Raw genomic sequence first — 21,378 nt, forward strand, 5'->3', positions numbered from 1 at the left:
GGGGTTCGGTTCGCTCAAGTTCCGGTCAGGAATCGGTTGGCCCGGGGCGCCGGGACCCGGCGCCGGGCCGGACGTATCTTGGACAGTGCCCCCGCCAGACGGTGCGAGCCCCCCGCGCAACCCCTGAGGAGAGCAGGATGCAGCCGACGGTCGCCGCCCCCGAGAGCGTTACTTGGAGAGTGCACCTGGACCGGTCGATGTGGGTCGCGGGGGTGCGCGCGCTGATGCTCCAGGCGCTCCACCCCGTGGCCATGCAGGGCGTGTGGCAGTTGTCGGACTTCCGTTCCGACCCCACCGGCCGACTGATGCGCACCGCCCACTTCGTGGCGGTCACCACTTATGGCAGCCTGACCGAGGCCGCGACTCTCGGCGAGCACATCCGCCGGGTCCACCGCTCCCTGGGTTTCACCGACCCAGCCACCGGACGGCTGCACCGGGTCGACCAGCACGACCTGCTCGTGTGGGTGCACTGCGCCGAGGTCACGTCCTACCTGGAGACCACCTACCGGGCCGGGCTCGAACTCGGTGCCGCGGACCTGGACCGCTACCTCGACGAACAGTCGCGTACCGCCGCCTACGTCGGCCTGGCCCCCGACGACGTGCCCCGCAACGTCGCCGACATGCGTCGCTACCTGGCCAAGGTCCGGCCGAACCTGCGCGTCACCCCCGAGGCCCGCCGGGCGGTGCGCTTCCTGCTGTGGCCCAAGGTCCCCGAACGGCTCTCCTGGCTGGCCCCGCTCAAACCGCTCTGGTTCCCGGTGGGCGCCCTGTCCTACGCGACCCTGCCCGCCTGGGCGCGCCGGGCCTACGGGACGCTCCCGGAGCTGCCCGGTGCGGACGCTGCGGCCACCGCGGGCCTGCGGGCGCTGCGTTCGGGGCTGAACCGGGTGCCCGAGCGCTACTACAACCTCATCTTCGACGAGGCCACGGTACGCAGCGCCGAAGAGGCCAAACAGCGGTTGCTGGCGGCCGGGTACGAGATGGAGAACGGCTTCCGGGCCCTGCGCTCCCGCACCCGTTTCCGGGCGCCCGCGTCCGCGGGCACCGCTGCTCCCGAGTCCGTCCCGGGATTCTCCCCCTCACCTGTGGACGAAGGGTGTCGTCCCAGCCCGGCTGGGTAGCGTGAAGAGAGAAATATCCGATATGTCCATTTCGGCAAAGGGGAGAGCGATGACCACCGCGATGGAGATCATGCATTCGGAAGCCACGTGCGTCAGTGAGACGGACACCCTCCTGGACGTGGCCAGGGTCATGCAGGACCTCGGTATCGGAGCCGTGCCGATCTGCGGAAGCGACGACAGGCTCAAGGGCATCATCACCGACCGCGACATCGTGCTGAAGTGCGTCGCCCGGGAGAAGGACCCGGCCACCTGTACCGCCGCCGAGCTCGCGCAGGGCAAACCCTTCTACGCGGAGGCGGACGACGAGGTCGGCCGGGTCCTGGAGATGATGGCCAGCCACCACATCCAGCGTGTGCCCGTGGTCCGCGACCACCGTCTGGTCGGGATGATCAGCGAGGCGGACATCGCGCAGAACCTGCCCGACTCGATGGTGGGCCACTTCCTGGAGTCGATCAAGCAGGGCCAGACCGACCGGGTCACCTGAGCCCGGTCGCACCCGACCCGGGCGGGCCGGACCCCGCGGCGGCCGCGGTCCCGTGCCCGGATCCCGTGCTTCGGCGCCCTCGCCGGCCCCGCCCGTACACGGCGGCGGGGTCCGGGTCAGCGGCCCAGGACGCGGCGCAGCGCGCTCAGGACCAGCTCCGCCCGGTCCAGGCGGGCGTTGTGGCCCATCAGGCCGATCCGCCAGACCGAGGCCGCGTAGGGGCCGACCCCGGCGCCGATCTCCAGGCCGTAGTCGCGCAGCAGCCGCTCACGCACCTTGCCCGAGTCCACGCCCTCCGGTACGCGCACCGACGTCAGCTGCGACAGGCGGTGCCCCTCCTCGGCGAACAGCTCCAGCCCCATCTCCTGGAGCCCCTCGCGCAGCCGGGCCCCGGCCGCCTCGTGCCGTGCCGCGACGGCCTCCGCGCCCTCCTCCTCGATGCGGGCCAGCGCCGCGTCCAGGGAGGCGACCATCGAGGTCGGGGCGGTGTGGTGGTAGGCACGTCCGCCCGGGCCGCCGCGCACGTAGGCGCCCAGCAGGCCGAGGTCGACGTACCACACGGGCGGGGCCTGCACCCGGCGCTCCCAGGCGCGTTCGGAGAAGGTGAAGGGAGCCAGCCCCGGAGCCACCCCCAGGCACTTCTGGGTACCGGAGTAGGCGATGTCCACCCGCCACTCGTCCAGGGCCATGGGCATGCCGCCCAGGGAGGTGACGCAGTCGGCGATCAGCAGGGTGTCCTCGGAGCGCTCACGCAGGGCACGGCCCAGGGCGCCGATGTCGCTGACCGCACCGGTGGAGGTCTCCGCGTGCACGGCCGCCACCAGACTGGGTGCGGGGTGGGCGTCCAGGACGCGCTGGACGTCCACGGGCCGGCCCCACTCGTGGTCCACCCGGACCACCTCGGCGCCGTAGCGCCCCGCCACCTCGCACATCCGCTCGCCGAACAGCCCGTTGACCGCGACGACCACCGTGTCGCCGCGCCGCACGGTGTTGGCGAAGGCGGTCTCCATGCCCAGGGACCCGGTCCCGGACAGCGGCAGGGTGAGCGGGTTCTCGGTGCCCCACAGGGAACGGAGGCGCCCGCAGGTGCGTTCCAGCAGGGTGATGAACTCGGGGTCCAGGTGACCCAGCAGGGGAGCGGCCAGGCCCAGGGTCGCCTCCGGGTACGGATTGCTCGGGCCCGGTCCCAGCAGGATGCGTTCGGTGACTGACATGGTCGAACACTAGCCGGGGCCGGGCGCCGAAGGCGAAACCGGGGTGTCGTGTGCGCGGGGGACCGGGGGCGGAACCGGTCCGGCCGCGTCCGTGGTGGGCCGTGCCGGGCCGTAGTATTCCGGCGGACGCGAGACACCCCGGGCGCCCCGGGCAGAGGGACCGGGGCGGGGTGCGTACGAGGGGAGGGGCGCCGATGACCGAGACGAACACCGAAGCGGCCGCCGGGGCGGACACCGGCGGCGTGCGGATCCTGCGGGTGGAGCACGACGACCCCAGGGTGGACGGGCTGCTCGCCGGTCTCCTGGAGGAGTACACCGAGCGCTACGGTGCCGAGGGCGCCGCGAACGAGCTCAGCCGCTACCCGGTCACCGAGTTCGTCGCCCCGCACGGCTGCCTGGTCCTGGCCGAACTCGACGGCGGGATCGTCGCCGGCGGAGCCCTGCGCCCCTACCGCAGGGACCGGGCGAGCGAGGCGGACACCGTCGAGTTCAAGCGGATCTGGACCTGCTCCCGGCACCGGCGCCGGGGCCTGGGGCGCCTGATCATGGCCGCTCTGGAGGACGCCGCGCGAGATCTCGGCTACACCCGCGTCATGCTCTTCACCGGCCCCTCGCAGCCCGAGGCCGTGGCCCTGTACGAGCGGTTGGGCTACCGGTGGGTGGACCCGGCCACCGTCGACGACCTGCCCTACCCGAAGGCGATCCCCTTCGCGCACGAGCTGCTGCCCTGACCGCGCCGGAACCGGACCGGACCCGCCCGCGTTATGGGCAGCGCTATGTCCCGCGGGCGGACAGGGGTGCGAACGCCCCCGTACGATGAGGAGACACCGGCCGCCACCAGCGGTCACCGGTTCTTCACACCCTTCCGACGAACTCTGGAGAGTCACGACGTGAGCGAGCAGCAGCGCCCCGAGGCCGAGACGAACGCCCCCGTGTTCAGTCCACGTAAGAACGGCCAGGCGCAGTCGGTCTCCGACGAGCTCGCCGCGTGGATGACCACCGGCTGGGCCGACACCGAGCTGCGCGACCTGGAGCCCGTCGAGCAGGCCGGGCACACCGCCCGCCGCCGCGCCGCGCTCAGCGCGGCCTTCCCCGGCGACCGCCTCGTGATCCCCTCCGGCCAGCTCCTGACCCGGTCCAACGACACCGAGTACCCCTTCCGGGCCGCCACCGACTACGCCTACCTCACCGGGGACACCACCGACGGCAACTGCCTGGTGCTCACCCCCCGGGCCGACGGCGGCCACGACGCGGTCCTCTACCTCAAGCCGCGCTCGGACCGCGACAACGGCGAGTTCTGGCTCGGCGGCTACGGCGAACTGTGGACCGGCCGCCGCAACAGCCTCGGTGAGGCCGCCGACCTGCTGGGCCTGCCCACCGCCGACGTGCGCACCCTGCCCGGGGCCCTGCGCGGCGACGCCTCGGTCACCACCCGCATCGTGCGCGGCCACGACGCCGAACTCGACGCCCTGGTCGACGGGCTGCGCGCCGACACCGACGAGGGCGCCCGCGCCAAGTCCGCCCAGCTGGACGAGGACCTGGGGGTGACCCTGGCCGACCACCGCCTGGTCAAGGACGAGTGGGAGATCGCGCAGCTCCAGTTGGCCGTCGACGCCACCGTGCGCGGCTTCGGCGACGTGGCCAGGGCGCTGCCGCAGGCCAAGGACACCTCCGAGCGCTACGTGGAGGGCACCTTCTTCCTGCGCGCCCGGGTGGAGGGAAACGACGTCGGCTACGGCACCATCGCCGCCTCCGGCCCCAACGCCACCACCCTGCACTGGACCCGCAACGACGGCCCGGTCCGCGAGGGCGACCTGCTCCTGCTGGACGCCGGGGTGGAGACCACCACCCTCTACACCGCCGACGTCACCCGCACCATGCCGGTCTCGGGCACCTTCACCGACCTGCAGCGCAAGGTCTACGACCTGGTGTACGAGGCCCAGGAGGCCGGCATCGCCGCCGTGGCGCCGGGGCAGCCCTTCACCGCCTTCCACCAGGCCTCCCAGCGAGTCCTCGCCGAGGGCCTGGTCGAGTGGGGCCTGCTGGAGGGGCCGGTCGACCGCGTCCTGGAGCTGGGCCTGCAGCGCCGCTACACCCTGCACGGCACCGGCCACATGCTCGGCCTGGACGTGCACGACTGCGCGGTCTCCCGCCAGGAGGTCCACCTGTACGGCGACCTGAAGCCGGGCATGGTGCTCACCGTCGAACCGGGCCTGTACTTCCAGCCGGACGACCTCACCGTCCCCGAGGAGCTGCGCGGCATCGGTGTGCGCATCGAGGACGACGTCCTGGTCACCGAGGAGGGCCGCACCGTCATGTCGGCCGGCCTGCCGCGTTCCTCGGCCGAGGTCGAGGCCTGGCTCGCCGAGCGGCTCCCGCGCTGACCGGGCCCGGGATCAGTCGAACCTGACGAAGGAGCGCAGCGGCGGCGTGTGGTCGTGGACCTCGGTGAACCCCAGGTCCTCGTAGAACGCCCGCTGCCGCTCCTCGTCGTCGGTGATCAGCACCCGCTGCCGGACCCCGGGGTAGCCCGCGAGGAGCTCCGCCACGAGGAGCCGTCCCACGCCCCGGCGCTGTTCGTCGGGGTGCACCAGCACGTCCTGGAGGCAGACGACGGTGGCGCCGTCGGAGACCGATCGGGCCAGACCCACCAGCCGCCCGCCCCGGCGGGCGGCCACCACCCGGTGGGAACCGGCGAGGGCGCGGACGAGCACCTCGGGTGAGTCCGTGTACGCCGTCCACCCCACCGCCGCGTAGAGGGCCGGTGCCTCCGCACGGTCCGGTTCCTCCGCCGCGCACACCTCGACCCGGAGCTCCGACACGTTCCGCCTCCGATTCGGTCGTCCGCTGGTCCGCCGTCCGTGGGAGTGTGTCATGCCCGTCCCGTGCGGATATCGGGCGGGACGGCCGTGTCAGTATCGGTGCTGTTCGCCGGGCGTCCTTCCGGATACGGGGGCGGCCCGTTCCGGTACCCGCTACGGTTTTTCGTGTCGGGCACTACGCAGGGAAGAACCGGGGGAGGTCCGCACGTGCGCGCGGAACGACTGTGGCGCAGGGGGTTGAGGTTCCCGCGTCTGTTCCTGGCGGACCGGACGGTCCTCGTGCACGGGGACGTCGACCCGAGCCCGGACCCCAGGAAGTCGCGGTACGAGGCCCGTGCCTTCGACACCCGCTCGCTGCGCCCGCTGGGCACGGCCTTCGAGGTGCAGGGACCGGTCAACCTGGCCAGGGCACCCGAGGGCGAGGCGTGGCCGGACACCGTGCTGGTCCAGGCCTCACGCCGCTCGGTGAGCGTGCGCGATCCGCGTACCGGCAGCCCCCTGTTGGAGACCGACCTGGCCGAACCGGGGGAGCGCTGGCCCGACGACGTGGCACTGTGCGTTCTGAACGAGGCGAAGGAGGCGGTCGTCCTCCTGTTCGGTGAGTCCGGCGACCCCGAAGGGGACGGCGGCGGGGTCACCCGCTGGTGGGCGGTGGACCCGCGCACCGGCGCGACGGTGCCCGACCTCACCGATTCCAGACCGGGCCACGAGGCCCGGGGCGAACGCATGTCCTTCGCCGGTGACTTCCTGGTGGCGCCCGGCCAGGACCCCGGCTTCGACCCGGTGATCCTCGCCGACTACGAACACCCCCGCGAGCGGGTGTACCGGCTGGAGGACGGCGAGTACCTCGGCGAGGTGGAGAGCCACGCCGACTCCGAGACCGTCGCCGCCCTGGTCGGCGGCCGGCCCCTGCTCGCCGTGGCCGGACGCGTGCACTCGCTGCCGGACCTGGAGCTGGTCGCCGAACTCGGCGGGCCCCGCACCCTGGTGTCCCTGGTCGAGTGGGACGGCGAGGCCGTCGCCGTCTACCAGGAGGAGGACGCCCGCCCTGAGGGACTGGGCTCCTGGTACCTGGAGCGGTTGCGGATCCGCTACCTGGACCGGCCGGGGCAGCCGGTCGTGGAGCTCCCCGGTACCTGGCCGGGCGAGCTGGAGGACCTGGTCGCGGCCCCGGACCGGGTGGTGGTCCTGGCCACCACGGAGGGCGTGTACGCGCTGCACGTGACCGTCTAGGCAGTGTCACCCGAGGGGACCGCCGCCCGCCGGTGGCGCACCGTCGTAGTGCCCCACCCCGGCGGGTGACGTTTTCGGGTGTCCCCCGCTTCGGAGGACCCGGGCTCAGGAACGGAGGCGGGACCTCCGCCCGGGCCCGGGCGGAGGTCCCGCTCAGGTCTGGACGCGCGGGCCGGGACGGAAGCCGTGCGCCCTGGCCCGACCGACCACCAGAAGCGCCGCCAGGGCCAGGGCCAGGAGCAGCCACGCGAGGGAACCCGAGCCGCTGGACTCCAACAGCAGGCCGCCGACCACGCCGCCGCCCGCGACGGCGAGGTTGAAGATCGTGACCAGCATGGACTGGGCGACATCCGCGTCATCGCCCGCCGTGTCCGCGATCGCCGTCTGCAACAGGGTGGGTGCGCCGCCGAAGGTAAGCCCCCAGGCGACGACCCCGACCGTCACCGCGAACGGAGAGTCGATGCCCACGCCCAGGACCAGGGCGGCAGCGGCGAAACCGCCGAGGCTCACCAGAGTGAGCAGGCGCAGGTTACGGTCGATGAACGTCCCGGTCAGCCAGATCCCGGCGATCGCGGAGGCACCGAAGACCAGGAGCATGACGTCCACCCGCTCGCCCAGGCCGGAACGGACCAGGTACACCGCGACGTAGGTGTAGAGGACGTTGTGGGCGAGGATCCACAGGAAGATCACCGACAGCACCGGACGGATGCCGGGCATCACGAAGATCTCCCGGATGGGGCGGCGCCGCTCCGCCGTCTGCCCCGGGAAGTCCGGGACCAGAGCGCGCACCCACACCATGAGGACGAGCGCCACGGCGGACATGATCAGGAAGACGCCGCGCCAGTCGAGCATCGAACCCAGCCACGTGCCCAGGGGGACGCCCAGGGCCAGCGCGATCGGCTGGCCGACGCCGACGACCGCGAGCGCGCGCCCCTGGAGGTGTTCGGGCACCAGGCGCCGCGCGTACCCGGCGAGCAGGCCCCAGACCACACCGGCGGCCATACCCGCGACGAACCTCGCGAACAGGGTCAGGACGTAACTGTCCGACACCGCCGTGACGGTGTTGAACACGAACAGGGCGCCCACCGCCATCAGCAGCAGGGGCCGCCTGCGCATGCCGCGGGTCGCGGCGATCACGGGGATGGCCGCGGCCACTGAGCCGATCGCGTACAGGGTGACGAGCTGCCCGGCGAAGCCTTCCGAGACCCCGAGTCCCTGCGAGATCTGCGGGAGCAGTCCCGCGGGCATCGTCTCGGTCATGATCGCCAGGAAACCGGCTGCGGTGAAGGCCAGTAGTTTGAGGATGGGGAGCCGTTCCCCGCCTCCGCTCCGCGGTGGTGGAGGTGGTGTGGCCTTCGCCTTGTCGACACTGCTCATGGGTGTGCTCCGCTCTCGGGGTCTGCGGGTTGCTGGGTCTGGTCGGATCTGGTGACTAGTGGTCGGACAGCAGCGAGCCGAAGCCGTGGACGGGGTCGTGGATTCCGTTCTGGCGTAGGGCGTGCCAGTACAGGACCGTGTTGTTGCCGATGACCGGCTTGCCGAGCCAGGTCTCTGCGAGCGCCGCCGTACGCGCCATGGCGACGTTCGTCCCGACCTGGACGATCGCCTCCACGTCGTCCCCGTCGATCTCCCGGATCACCTCGCGCAGGCGTTCCTCCCAGACGTGCGAGATCTTCGCGGGGCTGGGCATGCCGAGCCCGCGGATCCGCACGACCTCGTGCCCGGAGTCCTTGAAGAATCGGCTCACCGAGTCGTCGCCGACGGGCAGGTAGGGGGTGATGACCGCGACTCGGCTCGCGCCGTGGACGCGCAGGGCCTCGTTGATCGCGTCGGGGCTCATGGTGACCGGGCGGCCGCCCGCGGCCTCCCGCATGGAGTCGAGCACCTGCTCGTGGGAGCCCGTTCCGTCCCAGTAGCTCTCGGGCGAGACGCCGACGATCACGCAGTCGGGGTCGCAGCTCACCACACTCCCGATCGCCGGGTGCGTGGAACGCCGGATGCTCGCCATCACGTGGTCGAACCCGGGCTCGTCCACCATGGAGTCGTCGCCGATCACCATGCGTCCGGTGTGGTTGGTGACCTGCCGGGGGCGCAGCGCCTCCATCTCGGGTTGGGCGGAGGTGTTGGTCGAGGGAACGACCACGCCGACCTTCAGGCGCGGGCCGAGTGAGTCAGTCACAGGGAATCTCCTTGTCCTTGGGCCGGGCCCCGCCTGGTGCGGGGCCCGTGGTCGGGTTCGTGGGGCGGTCAAGGGACCGGGTAGTCCGGGGGCTTGAGGAGCTCGTGCCGGCGGCCAGCGAGCTCGGTGGCGACCACCTGCTCGTTCCAGTCGCGCTCGGGTACCTGCCGAAGAGCGATGGAGACGGCGCCGTCGGGTACCTCGAAGTAGCGGGTGATGACCGAGGTGAGCTCCTCGCTCAGCAGTTCCTTCTGCGTGTTGGTGAGGTCCTTGGGGAAGTGCCTGATGTCGAGGTGGGGCACGGTTTTCTCCCTGATCCGTGGTGTGGGCCCGTGTGGGGGCGCGGTTTGCGTGGGTACGGGGGTCCGGGCTGGTTCAGAGGCCCATCCGGTCGCGGACCGCCGCGACCAGCTCGGCGACGCCTCCGGGGCGCAGCACGCCGTAGTGGTCCGCGGAGAGGTCGACCACGGTGGGCGGGACGGCGGAGTAGCCGGAGGCGCCCTCGATGAACGAGTAGTCGTCCCCCGACGCCCGGAAGAGGGTCACGGGAGCCGCCAGGCGGCGTTCCTCCAGTTCGCGGAAGTTGTAGTCGAACGTGTAGGTCAGCCCGACGATTCGGGTGATCCGCCTGATCAGCCCTTGGTCCAGGTCGGGGAGCAGCCCGTGGACGAAGGCGACGAAGCCGTCCTCGTCCGAGACGGATTCCAGACAGGCATCGGTGTCGGGGCCGTCGACGGAGCCGGTGAAGACCGACAGCAGGATGGCCACGTAGGCGGGGTTGTCGTAGGAGGACCCCCGGCCGAAGCGCTCCGCCTGAGCCGCGCGCACCTTCGGGTTCCCGGGGCAGATCAGCATGAGATGGTCCACCTTCTCCCCGAGCTGTTCGAGCCGCCACGCGGACTCGAAGGCGACACGTGCCCCGAACGAGTAGCCCCACAGCGTGTAGGGGCCCTCGGGCTGGACCCGGCGTATCTCCGCCACGTCGGCGGCGGCCATCTCCTGGACCGTCGGGTAGGGCTCCTCTCCGGGGTTGATCCCGAGGGCCTGGACCCCGTGTAAGGGGCGGCCCAGCCCGGCCTCACCGCCGAGCGTGCGCAGGTTCATCGGGTATCCGCCCAGCCCGGGCCAGCAGAACACCGGAGCCCCCTCGCCCCCGCGGTTCAGCGGGATGAGGCGTGAGGCGGGCCCGCCCCCGTCGGCCCCGATCCTGTTCGCGAGGTCGGCGAGCCTGGGACTCTCGAAGACGACCTGGAGCGGCAGGTCCGTGCCGAACCGCTGGTTGATCCGGTTGACGAGAGCGACGGCGACCAGTGAGTTGCCGCCCGCCGCGAAGAAGTCGTCCTCCACGGAGACGCGGTCGTACCGCAGTGCCCGCCCCCAGGCCTCGGCCAGCCACAGCTCGTGCTCGGTCGAGGGTGCCACGTAGGGGGTGCCGTCGGCCCCGGAGGCCACCTGTTCCGAGGCGGCCAGGGCCTTGGTGTCGACCTTGCCGTTCACGGTCAGGGGCAGTTCGTCCACCACAAGGACCCGGTTCGGGATCATGTGGTCGGGCAGCAGGCGGGCCAGCCCCTCCCTGACCAGCTCCGCCGGTCCCTTCATGTGGACGGTGTCCTCGCGCATGCCCTCGCTGCGGACCTGCTCGCCGCTCACCCTGCCGCCGAGGAAGAAGTAGGAGGGGCCGGTTTCGACGCCGAGGGAGTCCAGGACGGCGTTCGAACCTCCTCGCCGAGGGAAGCGGGTGGCCCGTCCTGGAGCTGTAGCCGGACGACATGAGGCCCAGGGACAGCCCGTTGCGTTGGAGCCGGTGCAGCTCGGCGCCCAGGGAGACGTACTCCAGCCAGGGCTCGTCCGCCCGGCTCACCGCCGTGATCCCGAACGAGGCCCTCTCGTACACGTGCTGGTTGATGGCGATCACGTCGCGGGGCCGCACCATCTGGTCCGACACGTGTTCCAGGGCGCCGCCCGTGTACCGGTACAGGCCCGCGGGCAGGTCCCTCACCCTGTCGGGGTGGGCCTGCACGTAGAGCTCCGTGGCGTCCGGGCGCCGGGTGCCGTCGTCCCGGCGGACCTCGAACGTGCCCAGGTACTGGTCTCCGGGGGGCAGGTCGAGGCCTTCCGCGGCCGAAGGGTCGAACCCGTCCGGTGAGAGGGTGAGCCCGTACTCGGGCAGGACCTCCTCGAACACGCCCACCATGTGTCCGGTCTCGAACTCCAGGACCTCGAGCACGTTGTTCACGTACACCGGCTCGATCGCGCTGCGTCGGCCGACGAAGTGGACGCGGAGGGAGGGCCCGGACGTGTTCCGTGCGCCCGCGACCCGGATCAGGGCGTGGTCGGCGGGGTGGAAGTAGTAGGTGCCCGCTTCGAGTCCGTCCAGCCCCGCGGCCTCCAGGTACATCTGGGTCGCGTACAGGGCTCCGGGGGAGGCGTAGGAGTACTTCGGCAGGAGGCGTTCGTCGCTGCGGAACGGGCCGAACCAGCGCATGAGCTCCCCGAGCCGGGCCAGGGTCAGGCCTCCGGGACCGGGGGCGGAACCGAGGCCGCGGGCAGGGGTGCCGTCAGACCCGGCCCCCCGGTCGGAGAGGAGGCCGAGGATGTCCTCCCGGGTGACCTCGCCCCCTTCGAAGAACCGGTAGGTCTTGCGGGCGAAGGCCAGGGCGCGCTGGTGCTGGCTCTCCCTCCGCCCCGGTAGTTCCACCCGCGGCCTGCCCCGCAGCTCCTCGGCGGTCCGGATCCCCGGTTCGGACAGCTGGGCCCGTACCTGAAGCCTGCTCTCCTTGGACTGGTGGTGGCCGCCGTGGGCACCCTGGTCCATCAGTGCGGCCTCCCTGGGGTCCAGCTCGACGCAGGCGACGAGGTTCTGGAAGCCGGTCCGGGCGTCGTCGGTGACCACGGCGGCGGCCCGCCGGACCCAGGCGTGTTCCTCGATGGCGACGGCGATCTCGTCCAGCTCGACCCGGTGTCCGCGCAGTTTGACCTGGTTGTCGGCGCGGCCCACGTAGGTGAGCGTGCCGTCCGGGTTCCAGCGGGTGAGGTCGCCGCTGCGGTACAGCCGTTCGGTGGGGACGAACGGCGAGGGGATGAACCTCTCCTCGGTGAGCTCGGGCCGGTGCAGGTAGCCGCGAGCCAGCTGGGCGCCGCCGATGTGGAGTTCGCCGACCGTACCGATGTCCACGGGGGCCAGGTTCTCGTTGAGGACGAAGCACTGGGTGTTGTCGACGGGGAACCCGATCGGTACCGTTCCCGCGCCGTGGCCGAGCTCGTTCCGGTCGACGAGCAGGGCCGTGGCGTTGATGGTGCACTCGGTCGGACCGTACAGGTTGACCAGTGAGGCGTTCGGGAGCGTGTCCGCCAGGGAGTGCGCGAGCCGCAGGGTCAGGGCCTCGCCGCCGGAGAAGATCCTGCGCAGGGACGCGCAGGTGTGGAACTCCTCGGTGTCGAGCAGTGCCTGGAGGAGGGTGGGCACGCCCTGGAGCGCGGTCACCCCGTGCTCGGTGACGGCGGCGATCAGGCCGGCCGGGTCCCGGTGGAGGCCGGGTGCGCCCATGACCACGCGGGCGCCGGTGGCGGGGGCGAGGAGTTCCCACTGTGCGGCGTCGAAGCTGGCCGGGGTCTTCTGCAGGACCGTCGTGTGCGGGCCCAGGTGGCCGAAGTCCCGCATCCACCGCATCTGGGACATGACGCTGCGGTGCTCGATCATGACGCCCTTGGGGCGGCCGGTGCTGCCTGAGGTGTAGATGACGTAGGCGAGCGACTCCGGGCGCGGTCCGGCCGGTCGCCGCGCGCTGTGCGGGGCGTCGCCCGGGGTTAGGACGCGGACGCCTCGGGGGGCGAGGTCGGCGACGCGTGCCCTGAGGTGTTCCTGGGTGACGATCACCCGGGTGCGGCTGTCCTCGATCATGTAGCGGAGGCGGTCCCGCGGGTACTCCGGGGACAGCGGAAGGTAGGCGGCCCCGGAGCCCAGGACGCCCCAGACGCCCACCAGCAGGTCGAGCGAGGGCTCGACGTGCAGGCCGACGCACTCGTCCTCGCCCACCCCGGTGTCCGCCAGGTGCGCGGCCAGCCGTCCCGCCGCTTCGGACAGTTCCCGGTAGGTGAGCCCGTCTTCGCCGCTGACTGCCGCGACGTGGTCGGGTCTGTCGTTCGTCTGTTGGTCGAGCAGGTCCGTCAGTCGTAACCCGCGCTCCCCGCGGGCCGTGTGCACGGAAGAGACGGCCGGTGCGGACTGTACTGCGGTCAAGGTGTACTCCCGTTGGGTTCTTCTGGCGCTGTATGGGCGCATTGCGGCATAAAGGCGAAGATTCCTGGAGCAAGGGGGATTTCGGGTGTATCGGTGTCGCGCCGCCCACGGGAGAGGCAAGCACGGCCCGGGGTGCCTGCGGAAGTTCCACGAAGCATTGTTTAACGTTCGTTCCATAACTGCTACTCTCGCAGACATGTCTCGACCCAAGAGCTATGACCCTGATCACGTCATCGATGCGGCCATGTCCGCCTTCTGGGCCAAGGGGTACTCCGGGACCTCGGCCCAGGACCTCGTTGACCGCACCGGTTTGGGTCGTGGGAGCCTCTACAACGCCTTCGGCAGCAAGCGCGGCCTGTTCGAGGTGGCGCTGCGCCGCTACGACGAGCGGCAGACCACCCGTCTGGTCGCGCTGCTGGAGGAGGGTGAGGGCAGGGCCTCCGACCGGATCCGGGCCGTCCTCGACAGCGTGGCCGAGGAGGAGGCCGCGGGAGTCCGGGACCACCGGGGCTGTTTGATCGTGAACACCGCCATGGAGCTTGCCGGCAGGGACGCCGCGGCCACCGAGTTCGTCCGCCGCACCTTCACCCGTATGGAGGAGGCCTTCGGCGTGTGTGTCCGGCAGGGGCAGTACGCGGGCGACGTCGTCGCGGACCAGGACCCCCGGGGCCTGGCCGCCTACCTGCTCAACGCCATGTACGGCCTGCGGGTCATGGGCAAGACCGCGGATCGTCCGACCCTGGACGGTGTCATCGACCGGACCCTGTCCGCCCTCGCCCCGCGCTGAGCGCTGGGGAGAGGGTTCAAGATCAGTTCACCGGAGGGCCACGTCCGAAGGCTTCCCGGCCGGAGGGTGCCTCGCTAGTGTTTTTGAACGAGCGTTCCCAAATTTTCGTCCACTGGAAGGGACCCATCATGACCGAGGAACGACCGACCGTCGCCGTCCTGGGCACCGGGATCATCGGCGCGCCCGTCGCGCGCAACCTGGCCAGGGACGGTTTCACCGTGCGGGCCTGGAACCGGACCCGGAGCAGGAGCGAGGCCCTCACCGCCGACGGTGTCACCCCCGCGCGAACCCCGGCCGAGGCGGTGCGCGGAGCCGACGTCGTGCTGACCGTCCTCAACGACGGCCCCCGCGTCCTTGAAGCCATGCGGGCGGCCGCTCCCGAGCTCACCAAGGGAACCGTCTGGGTCCAGGTCAGCACAGTGGGCGAGGACCTGGAGGAGCTGGCGGCCTTCGCGGAGGAGGTCGGACTGGTCCTGGTGGACGCCCCGGTGCAGGGCACCCGCCAACCCGCGGAACTGGGCAAACTCGTCGTCTTGGCCGCGGGGCCCGAAGACGTGCGCTCCACCGTGCAGCCGCTCTTCGACACCATCGGTTCGCGCACCGTGTGGGTCGGTGACGACGGTGCCTCAGGGGAGGCGAGCCGACTCAAACTGGTGCTCAATACTTGGGTGATCGCGCTGACCACCGGCGTGGGAGAGGTGCTCTCCCTGGCCGAGAAACTGGGCGTGGACCCGAAGCACTTCGCCGACGTCGTCTCCGGCGGACCGATGGACGCGGGTTTCCTCCAAGGCAAGTCCGCCGCGATACTCGCCGGTGACCTGACCCCGAGCTTCTCGGTGGACAACGCGGAGAAGGACGCGCGGCTCGTCCTGGCGGCCGCGGAGCGCGTGGGGATCCGGCTGGACGGCGTCGAGGCGGGCCGGAACCGGTTCCGTCGTGCTTCGGAGCAGGGTCACGGGGGCCAGGACATGGCCGCTGCCTACCACGCGAGCTTCGACGCCTAGAGGGCGGTTCCGGGGGCGACCGGGAAGGGGCAGCCCCCGTTCCGGCCGTGCTTCGTTCCGGTCCACAGCTGTGGTCTGGGTCCTTACACGGCCCAACGGGCCCGGGACACCGGGGCCGCGGCAACGAACGCTCCTGGAAAGAGCCGGGACCCGCCACCCAGAACGGGAACTTCCGGCGTACCCGCAGTGGTGAGGCGGTTCGGACGAACCCCAGTGTGATACTTGCCCCGACAGCCGAACCCAAGGGGGACACCACCATGGCAGTTCCGACCGCCTCGACCACGGCCCGGGCGATCCTGCTCGGCCTCGCCGCCGGATCCCGGAGCACCCTCGGCGCGGCCGCGCCCCTGTGGGCCCGGGCCCGGGCCCGGGGGAGCGTGTCCGGCCGGGGCTCCGTGGCCCTGGCGGTCATCGGTGAGCTGGCGGTCGACAAACTCCCCTGTGCGCCGAGCCGCCTGGAGGGACCGGGCACGGCGGTCCGGGTACTGGCGGGCGGTCTCGGCGGCGCGCTCCTGGCCCGCGGGCTGGGCCAGCCGGTCCTGGCCACCGCCGGGATCGCCGCGGCCGCAGCGCCCCTGGGCGCCGCCGCCGGGCTCCGCTGGCGCTCCTGGTGGGGCACCGGCCGCGGGGCCTGGGCGGGCGCGGCCCTGGAGGACGCCGCGGCGGTCGGCCTCGCCCGTGCCGCCTGTTCGGGGTGGCCCCGGGCCCGGGGCTGAGAACGCGGCCCCGGGTCAGTCCTCGAACGTGCGCAGTACCTCGAACTCCACCCCGGCCCGGGGCAGGCGGCGGATGAGCGACTCACCCATGGCCGTGGCAGGGGTCACCTGACCGGAGGTCGGCGGCAGTTCGTCCTGCCACAGGCACAGCGCCGACTCCGCGAGCATCCCCGAGGTCGCCGCGTACCCCGGTTCGCCGCCGGAGACCAGGGTGTGCACCCGTCGCCCGCCGCCCGAACCCGCGAAGTGCACGGTGAACCAACCGTTGGCGAGCTCCTCCTCGGTGGCGCCCGCACCTGACGGGCGCAGGGCCCCGAGCCGTTCGCGCAACGGCGGTACCTGGGCCGCGGCCATCACCCCGGCGGCACCGCCGACCGCGCCCGCCGCGCTGGCCAGCCGTCGGAAGGCCGCGTAGTGACCGTAGGAGAAGTCCGGGCCGTACCGCTCCGACGCGGCCGCGGACCTGACCACCACCTGCGGGTCCAGGGTGGGCAGCGGGACCGTCCAGCCCCGGGCCAGGCGGGTGCGCGGTCGGCCGCGCTGGTCGATCCGGACCCGGCGCCCCTCGGGCCGCCCCTCCAGCGCGCGCCGTTCCCGGGCCGCCGCCAGCATGCCCCCGGGGTCGGCGAAGGCGCCCAGCGCCGAGTGCAGGGTGCCGCCGGAGACCGTCCCCCGGGCCCGGACGAAACCCTCCACGTGCAGGGGCACGCCCTCGGGCAGCTGCCCGACGGTGAACAGCACACCCAGGTCGTGGGGGACCGAGTCGAAGCCGCAGGCGTGCACGAGCCGGGCCCCGGTGCGCTCGGCGGTGGCGTGGTGGCGGACGTACATCCGGTCCACGAACGCGGGCTCCCCGCACAGGTCCACGTAGTCGGTCCCCTCCGCCGCGCACGCGGCGACCAGCGGTTCGCCGTACTCGCTGTAGGGTCCCACCGTGGTGACGACCACCCGGGCCGAGGCGGCCAGGTTCCGGATCGAGGCGGTATCGCCCGCGTCGGCGAGCAGCAGGTCGGGCAGGGGCCGGTCCGGGTCGATCTCGGCCAGTTCCGCGCGCAGCGCCTCCAGCTTGTCCCGGTCACGCCCCGCCACGGCCCACCGCAGCTCACGCGGGGCGTTGGTGGCCAGGTACTCGGCGGTCAGCGCTCCGGTGTACCCGGTCGCGCCGAACAGGACGATGTCATGACCGCGTTCCAAGGTGGTCCAGCCTCCCAAGGTCGTTCCGTAAGCCGCTGCTCAGTCTCGCACGGACCGCCGAACCTGTTTGACCCCCCGGGGAGACCGGGTAGACAGGCCCGGAACCGACGTCCGCTTCCTGGGGAGAACATGACTGAGCTGGTCGATCTGCACGGTACCGCGATGGCGGAGTTCGACCGCCGGGTGGCAGCGGTGGCCCTGACCGACTGGGCGCTCGACACCCCCTGCGCCGACTGGGACGTGCACGATCTGGTCAACCACCTGACCGCCGAGCAGCTGTGGGTGCCGAACCTGCTCGCCGGGGCACGTGTCGAGGAGATCGGGGACCGCTTCGACGGCGACAACCTGGGAGAGGAACCGGCCGCCGCCTGGGCGGTCGCCGCCCGCGAGTCCCGCGCGTCCTGGCTGGCCCCCTCCGCCCTGGACCGGACGGTCCACCTGTCCTTCGGGGACGTCCCCGGCCGCGAGTACCTGTGGCAGATGACCTTCGACCTGGGGGTGCATGCCTGGGACCTGGCCAGGGCGATCGGCGCGGACGAGGAACTCGACGCGACCCTGGTCGGGGAGCTGTACACCTGGGCCGGGCAACACGAACGGGAGCTGTCGGGCAGCGGCCTGTTCGCCGACCCGGTTCCGGTGGGCGAGGACGCCGACACCCAGACCAGGCTGCTCGCGCTCACCGGCCGGAAGACCTGAGGCCGGCCCGGCTCAGCCCCCGCAGGCGTGCTCCAGGGCCCGGCCGATCACCCGTGCCCCTTCCGGGAATGCACCCGGGCCCGGGCCCGAGTAGTTGAGCCGCAGGTAGGGGCCGGTGGGTTCGGCGGGGAACCACTCGTCGCCGGGGGCGACGAGGACCCCCGCGGCCTCGCAGTCCCGGACCAGCCGGGGCAGGTCGGTGGTGTCCGGCAGCCTCACCCACAGGTTCAGCCCTCCCCGGGGCACCGACTCCAGGTACGCGGTGGGGGCGTGCTCCCGGACCGCTCCGGCGAGCAGGTCCCGGCGGGCGGCCAACTGGTGGCGCAGCCCCCGCAGATGGGTGCGCCAGGCGGGCTGGGTGACCACGTCGAGCGCCACGGTCTGCAGCATTGCGCTGACGTACATGGACTCGGCCTGGGTGTCGGCGAGGATGCGCTCGCGGGCGGGGCCGCGGGCGACGATCCCGGCGACGCGCACGGCAGGGGAGACGCTCTTGGTCAGCGAGCGCAGGTACACGACGTGCCCTCCGTCGTCCCGTGCGGCCAGGGGCGCCGGATCCGCGGTGATCCCGAAGTCGTGTGCCCAGTCGTCCTCGACCAGGAACGCCCCGTGCCCGCGTACGGTCTCCAACACCTGGTCGGCCAGCTCGGCGGACCACCGGGCCCCCGTGGGATTGGCGAAGTTCGGCTGGGCGTACAGGGCCCGCGCCCCGGTGCGCTCGAAGGCGCGGTCCAGTTCCGCCGGGTCCGGCCCGTCGGCTCCGCTGGGTACCGGCACGACCGCCACGCCGGCCTGGGCCGCGGCGCGGATCGCGCCCCAGTAGGTGGGCGACTCCACCAGGAGGGGGCGGCCCGCCCCGACCAGGGCGCGGAAGGCGCCGCTGAGCCCGCTCTGGCTTCCCGGCAGGATGATCGTGTCGCTCGGCGCGGGCGGCGCCACCCCGACGGGGGCCGCCGCGCCGAGTTCGGTCGCGAACCAGGCCTGGAGCTCCGGCAGGCCCGCTGCCGGGGGCCTGCTGACGGTGGCGACGCCGCGGGCGGCCCGGGTGAACGCGGCGCGCACCAGCCGTTCGGGGAGCAGTTCCCGGTCCGGGTAGCCCGAGTGCAGGGCGATCATGTCGTTGGGCGGGCTGCGCAGCGCCGTGGACAGGCCCCGGACGCGGTTCCGGGGTGTGCCGAGCGCGGCGGTCTGCCACCCGTAGTCGTTGGGACGGGCGACGCGGACCGCGCGCACGAAGGTGCCCACGCCGGGGCGGCTCTCCACCGCCCCCTGCGCGGCCAGTGTCCGCAGCGCCTTCTGCACCGTGACCGGGCTGGCCCCGTACCTGGCCACCAGTTCCCGTGTCGACGGCAGCCGCGCCCCCGGCGGAGCCGTGGCGATCCACGCGCGGAGTCCCTCGACGATCCGCGTACTGCTATCGTTGGACATGAAGAATGATAGTAGCGCTACTCTCCGGAAAGCTCCAGTGCTATCTCAGCGGGCCGGGCTCTGGTGGGGTCTGCTCGGGGTCTCGGCGTTCTCCTTCACCGTCCCCCTCACCCGCGTCGCCGTTGCGAGCGGTGCCATGTCTCCGCTGTTCATCGGCTCTGCCCGGGCGGTCGTGGCCGCCACGCTCGCCGCCGCCGCGCTGGCCCTGACCCGGCAGCGACTTCCCCGGGGCGTCCAGTGGGCCCGTCTGGCCCTGGTCGCCGGCGGGGTGGTGATCGGCTTCCCGCTACTGACCTCGTTCGCGCTCACCACCGCCTCGGCCAGCCACGGCGCCGTCGTGATCGCGATCCTGCCCGCGGCCACCGCGGTGACGGTGGTGCTCCGCGGACACGAACGGCCCCCGTCGTCGTTCTGGGCCATGGCCGCGGTGGGCGCTGTCGCCGCGGTCGTCTTCGCGGCGCTGCAGGGCGGCGGGTTCGGCGGGTTGCACTGGTCCGACCTGCTGTTGTTCGGCGCCGTCGTCGCGGCCGCGATCGGCTACGCGGAGGGCGGCCTGCTCGCCCGGGAGCTCGGCGCCTGGCAGACCGTGTCCTGGGCGCTGGTGCTCTCCGCGCCGCTGACGGCCGCACTCACCGGGCTCGCGGTGGCCCAGCAGCCGCCGAGCGGCACACCGGTCGAGTGGGCGGCGTTCGCCTACCTGGCGGCGGTCAGCATGTTCCTCGGCTTCTTCGCCTGGTACCGGGGGCTGGCGATCGGTCCGATGGCCCAGGTCAGCCAGGTCCAGCTCACCCAACCGGTGATGAGCCTGAGCTGGGCCGCACTGCTTCTCGGCGAACAGCTCACCTGGCCCACGGTCCTGGGCGGTCTCGCGGTGGTCCTGTGTGCCGCGGCCGCCGTCCGCGCCAGGCTCGTGCGGACGGCGACCGCACGCGGGGGGCGGCGGGAACCACGGGAGCAGTCCCCGGACCCCCTCCGGGCCGACCGGGGTTAGGCGGTTCCTGCTCCGTCCCCGGAGTGGCGGTCCAGCCACGCCCTCGTCCGCTCCGGGGTGGCGAGGGCGTCCCAGGCGTGCTCGGGGTAGTTGAAGGCGTCCGTGAACTCGTCGGTCAGCGACCCGCCCCGGCCCAGGGCGCCCAGGAACTCCTGGAACTCCGGGGTGGGCGCGGTCAGGCTCTCCATCATGAAGTTGCTCCACCGGCCGGCCGAGAGCACCCGGTCGCCGCGCCGCCGGTCGACGTGTTCGACGAACCTCGTGTCGTACACCTCCCGTGCCACGATCTCCTCGCCCAGGACCCACGCGGCGTAGGACGCCATGTTGGCGCCCTGGCCCACGATCGGGTCCACCGTGGAGTGGGCGTCGCCGAGCGCGATCGCCACGGTGCCGTCGTCGAGGACGGTGTGGGACCGGCGCACCACCGGGGTCACCCCGCCCTGGATGATGTCCTTCGGGCCGTTGACCACGTCGAACTCGCGTTCGTCGATGCGCTCGAAGCATCCCGGGTAGTGCTCTCGGTACAGGTCGAGCATGAGCCGGACGTAGGCCCCGGGGTCGTCCGTGTAGGGGGTGGCGGCCAGCGCCTCCAACGGCGAACCGAAGTGGTTCTCGATCACCATCGCGGTGGCCAGGCCGCCCTCGGTCCAGGTGGGGATCTCGATCATCTCGCCCGCTCCGGGGGAGATGTGGAAGGTCACCGCGCGGGTGGGCTGCTGGGCGACCCCCTTGAAGATCCCGGCGCACAGGGCCCGGCGCGGGGAGGTGAACGGTGACAGCTCCGGGTCCCGCCCGAACATCTCGGCGAAGGGGCCCCGGCCCGTGCACACGACCAGCAGGTCGAAGCGGGCGGCCAGGGCGGGCAGGTCGTCGGGGGACAGGCGCCCGAACTCGAACTCCCCGCCGCGCTCGGCGAAGTCCTCCATCAGCCGGGGCAGGTAGATCCGGTAGTCCACCGAGCGGCTGGGGGCGTGCAGGTCGCCCTCGAACCGCAGGGGCTCGGGACCGACCCGGTACTGGTGCTGGGTGTAGCCGTACTCCTCGGCCGGCCAGTGGTCCACGTCCAGCGCGCGTTCGCGCTCGACGGTGACGGCGTGGTGGGACACGGTGTTCAGGATGCGCGACCCGCGCTGCTCCTGTGGTGTCCGGTCGGTGAAGACCGTGGCTCCGACCCCGTGGCGGCGCAGGTACAGACCCAGGTGAAGGCCCGCGGTCCCGGCTCCGATGATGCCGATCCTCTTGCTCACGCTGCTCCTGTGGCTCGTGTGT

At 72.4% G+C, this 21,378-nt stretch carries 19 protein-coding genes and 2 pseudogenes; 10 read left to right on the top strand and 11 right to left on the bottom strand.

Annotated elements, in window-relative coordinates:
• Positions 1-137 precede the first annotated feature (137 nt).
• On the top strand, positions 138-1,121 hold the full coding sequence (locus AC0VYD_RS12215) for an oxygenase MpaB family protein (protein ID WP_475479987.1): 984 nt from the start codon (positions 138-140) through the stop codon (positions 1,119-1,121).
• Positions 1,122-1,170: 49 nt separating this feature from the next.
• Entirely contained in the window at positions 1,171-1,605 is a 435-nt protein-coding gene (locus AC0VYD_RS12220; RefSeq protein WP_475479988.1) for a CBS domain-containing protein, read from the top strand.
• Positions 1,606-1,721: 116 nt separating this feature from the next.
• On the opposite strand, the gene AC0VYD_RS12225 is transcribed toward AC0VYD_RS12220, so the two are convergent.
• Positions 1,722-2,819 (bottom strand): pyridoxal-phosphate-dependent aminotransferase family protein, encoded by a 1,098-nt coding sequence (locus AC0VYD_RS12225; protein ID WP_452544689.1) that lies wholly within the window; start codon positions 2,817-2,819, stop codon positions 1,722-1,724.
• A 194-nt stretch (positions 2,820-3,013) separates the two neighbouring features.
• Between AC0VYD_RS12225 and AC0VYD_RS12230 the strand changes: the two genes are divergently transcribed.
• Both AC0VYD_RS12230 and AC0VYD_RS12235 read left to right on the top strand, forming a co-directional pair.
• On the top strand, positions 3,014-3,550 hold the full coding sequence (locus tag AC0VYD_RS12230) for a GNAT family N-acetyltransferase (RefSeq protein ID WP_475479989.1): 537 nt from the start codon (positions 3,014-3,016) through the stop codon (positions 3,548-3,550).
• 159 nt (positions 3,551-3,709) lie between these two features.
• Positions 3,710-5,203, top strand: coding sequence for an aminopeptidase P N-terminal domain-containing protein (locus AC0VYD_RS12235; protein ID WP_473040027.1), 1,494 nt, complete (start codon positions 3,710-3,712; stop codon positions 5,201-5,203).
• A gap of 12 nt (positions 5,204-5,215) precedes the next feature.
• Here the strand turns inward: AC0VYD_RS12235 and AC0VYD_RS12240 are convergent, their stop codons facing one another.
• Entirely contained in the window at positions 5,216-5,641 is a 426-nt protein-coding gene (locus tag AC0VYD_RS12240; RefSeq protein WP_475479990.1) for a GNAT family N-acetyltransferase, read from the bottom strand.
• 207 nt (positions 5,642-5,848) lie between these two features.
• Here AC0VYD_RS12240 and AC0VYD_RS12245 point away from each other — a divergent pair, with 207 nt between their 5' ends.
• Positions 5,849-6,874 (top strand): hypothetical protein, encoded by a 1,026-nt coding sequence (locus AC0VYD_RS12245; protein ID WP_475479991.1) that lies wholly within the window; start codon positions 5,849-5,851, stop codon positions 6,872-6,874.
• 153 nt (positions 6,875-7,027) lie between these two features.
• Here the strand turns inward: AC0VYD_RS12245 and AC0VYD_RS12250 are convergent, their stop codons facing one another.
• The 6 genes and pseudogenes from AC0VYD_RS12250 to AC0VYD_RS12275 form a co-directional block, all read right to left on the bottom strand.
• On the bottom strand, positions 7,028-8,251 hold the full coding sequence (locus AC0VYD_RS12250; RefSeq protein WP_475479992.1) for an MFS transporter: 1,224 nt from the start codon (positions 8,249-8,251) through the stop codon (positions 7,028-7,030).
• 55 nt (positions 8,252-8,306) lie between these two features.
• Positions 8,307-9,053, bottom strand: coding sequence for a maleate cis-trans isomerase family protein (locus AC0VYD_RS12255; protein ID WP_475479993.1), 747 nt, complete (start codon positions 9,051-9,053; stop codon positions 8,307-8,309).
• 68 nt (positions 9,054-9,121) lie between these two features.
• Positions 9,122-9,355 (bottom strand): tautomerase family protein, encoded by a 234-nt coding sequence (locus tag AC0VYD_RS12260; RefSeq protein WP_475479994.1) that lies wholly within the window; start codon positions 9,353-9,355, stop codon positions 9,122-9,124.
• Between the two features lie 73 nt (positions 9,356-9,428).
• Complete coding sequence (locus AC0VYD_RS12265) at positions 9,429-10,157, bottom strand: thioesterase domain-containing protein (protein WP_475480250.1); 729 nt, start codon at positions 10,155-10,157, stop codon at positions 9,429-9,431.
• 159 nt (positions 10,158-10,316) lie between these two features.
• A pseudogene (locus AC0VYD_RS12270) lies at positions 10,317-10,673 on the bottom strand (phosphopantetheine-binding protein); the annotation flags it as partial.
• Positions 10,674-11,961: 1,288 nt separating this feature from the next.
• Positions 11,962-13,491 (bottom strand): annotated as a pseudogene (locus AC0VYD_RS12275) (amino acid adenylation domain-containing protein); the annotation flags it as partial.
• A 46-nt stretch (positions 13,492-13,537) separates the two neighbouring features.
• Here AC0VYD_RS12275 and AC0VYD_RS12280 point away from each other — a divergent pair.
• The 3 genes from AC0VYD_RS12280 (at position 13,538) to AC0VYD_RS12290 (ending at position 15,800) form a co-directional block, all read left to right on the top strand.
• Positions 13,538-14,080, top strand: coding sequence for a TetR/AcrR family transcriptional regulator (locus AC0VYD_RS12280; protein WP_475479995.1), 543 nt, complete (start codon positions 13,538-13,540; stop codon positions 14,078-14,080).
• Between the two features lie 128 nt (positions 14,081-14,208).
• On the top strand, positions 14,209-15,084 hold the full coding sequence (locus AC0VYD_RS12285) for an NAD(P)-dependent oxidoreductase (protein ID WP_475479996.1): 876 nt from the start codon (positions 14,209-14,211) through the stop codon (positions 15,082-15,084).
• A 257-nt stretch (positions 15,085-15,341) separates the two neighbouring features.
• Complete coding sequence (locus AC0VYD_RS12290) at positions 15,342-15,800, top strand: hypothetical protein (RefSeq protein WP_475479997.1); 459 nt, start codon at positions 15,342-15,344, stop codon at positions 15,798-15,800.
• A 15-nt stretch (positions 15,801-15,815) separates the two neighbouring features.
• Here the strand turns inward: AC0VYD_RS12290 and AC0VYD_RS12295 are convergent, their stop codons facing one another.
• Complete coding sequence (locus AC0VYD_RS12295; RefSeq protein WP_475479998.1) at positions 15,816-16,994, bottom strand: saccharopine dehydrogenase family protein; 1,179 nt, start codon at positions 16,992-16,994, stop codon at positions 15,816-15,818.
• A 129-nt stretch (positions 16,995-17,123) separates the two neighbouring features.
• Between AC0VYD_RS12295 and AC0VYD_RS12300 the strand changes: the two genes are divergently transcribed.
• Positions 17,124-17,690 (top strand): TIGR03086 family metal-binding protein, encoded by a 567-nt coding sequence (locus AC0VYD_RS12300; protein ID WP_475479999.1) that lies wholly within the window; start codon positions 17,124-17,126, stop codon positions 17,688-17,690.
• Positions 17,691-17,702: 12 nt separating this feature from the next.
• Here AC0VYD_RS12300 and AC0VYD_RS12305 read toward each other — a convergent pair whose 3' ends face one another.
• Entirely contained in the window at positions 17,703-19,118 is a 1,416-nt protein-coding gene (locus AC0VYD_RS12305; protein WP_475480000.1) for an aminotransferase-like domain-containing protein, read from the bottom strand.
• A gap of 37 nt (positions 19,119-19,155) precedes the next feature.
• Between AC0VYD_RS12305 and AC0VYD_RS12310 the strand changes: the two genes are divergently transcribed.
• Entirely contained in the window at positions 19,156-20,109 is a 954-nt protein-coding gene (locus AC0VYD_RS12310; protein ID WP_475480001.1) for a DMT family transporter, read from the top strand.
• Here AC0VYD_RS12310 and styA read toward each other — a convergent pair.
• Positions 20,106-21,356: a styrene monooxygenase subunit StyA gene (styA, locus tag AC0VYD_RS12315; protein ID WP_475480002.1), complete on the bottom strand. Its 1,251-nt coding sequence runs from the start codon at positions 21,354-21,356 to the stop codon at positions 20,106-20,108. The genes AC0VYD_RS12310 and styA overlap by 4 nt on opposite strands.
• Between the last annotated feature and the right edge of the window lie 22 nt (positions 21,357-21,378).

This window comes from Nocardiopsis sp. iso_40 (assembly GCF_056173285.1).